Annotated in this window: 1 protein-coding gene; it reads left to right on the top strand. The window is 69.6% G+C overall.

Translation table 11 applies throughout. The features are described 5' to 3' along the window. Positions 1 to 1400: NADP-dependent isocitrate dehydrogenase (locus BIU89_RS12035; RefSeq protein WP_139179042.1), on the top strand; the 1400-nt coding region annotated here is incomplete at both ends.

Genomic DNA, 1400 nt, shown 5'->3' with positions numbered 1-1400 from the left:
GCCGCGGCCGAGGACGTCCTGTTCTCCGTGCACCTCAAGGCCACGATGATGAAGATCTCCGACCCGATCATCTTCGGGCACGTCATCAAGGCGTTCTTCCCGTCGGTGTTCGAGCGCTACGGCGCCGACCTCGCCGCCGCGGGCCTGACCCCGAACGACGGCCTCGGCTCGATCCTCGCCGGCCTCGCTGCGCTGCCGAACGGCGCCGAGATCGAGCGTGCCTTCAAGCAGGGCATCGCCGACGGCCCCGAGCTCGCCATGGTCGACTCGGACAAGGGCATCACGAACCTGCACGTGCCGAGCGACGTCATCGTCGACGCGTCGATGCCCGCGATGATCCGCACCTCGGGGCACATGTGGGGCCCGGACGGCGACGAGCACGACACCCTCGCCGTCATCCCCGACTCGAGCTACGCCGGCATCTACCAGGCCGTGCTCGACGACTGCCGCGCCCACGGCGCCTTCGACCCGTCGACGATGGGCTCCGTGCCCAACGTCGGCCTGATGGCGCAGAAGGCCGAGGAGTACGGCTCGCACGACAAGACCTTCGAGCTCCCCGGCGCCGGTGTGGTCCGCGTCACGACCGCATCGGGCGACGTCGTCATCGAGCACGACGTCGAGCCCGGTGACATCTGGCGCGCCTGCCAGACCAAGGACGTCGCCATCCGCGACTGGGTGAAGCTGGCCGTCACCCGCGCCCGTGCCTCCGCGACGCCCGCCGTGTTCTGGCTCGACGAGACCCGCGCGCACGACGCGAACCTCATCGGGCTCGTCCGCCAGTACCTCGGCGAGCACGACACCGACGGCCTGCAGATCGAGATCCTCGCGCCCGAGGACGCCATGCGCTTCTCGCTCGAGCGCATCCGCCGCGGCGAGGACACCATCTCGGTCACCGGCAACGTCCTGCGCGACTACCTGACGGACCTGTTCCCGATCATGGAGCTCGGCACCTCGGCGAAGATGCTCTCCGTCGTCCCGCTGCTGGGCGGTGGCGGCCTGTTCGAGACCGGTGCCGGTGGTTCCGCGCCGAAGCACGTGCAGCAGCTCGTGCAGCAGAACTACCTGCGCTGGGACAGCCTGGGCGAGTTCCTCGCACTGGCGGTCAGCCTCGAGCACCTCGCCGGTGTGACGGGCAACGAGCGGGCGAAGATCCTGGGCGAGACCCTCGACCGTGCCACCGGGACGTTCCTCGAGCAGGACAAGTCCCCCGGTCGGAAGCTCGGCTCGATCGACAACCGCGGCAGCCACTTCTACCTGGCGAAGTACTGGGCCGAAGAGCTCGCGGCGCAGACCCAGGACACCGAGCTCGCGGCGTCGTTCGCGGACCTCGCGGCGAAGCTCGGTGAGCAGGAGCACACGATCGTCGACGAGCTCGTCTCGGTGCAGGGCCACCCGGCGGA

The organism is Curtobacterium sp. MCBA15_005 (assembly GCF_001864855.1).
GTDB lineage: Bacteria > Actinomycetota > Actinomycetes > Actinomycetales > Microbacteriaceae > Curtobacterium > Curtobacterium flaccumfaciens.
Note: the sequence above shows the minus strand (reverse complement) of the source record. Positions and strands in the feature narration are given on the sequence as shown.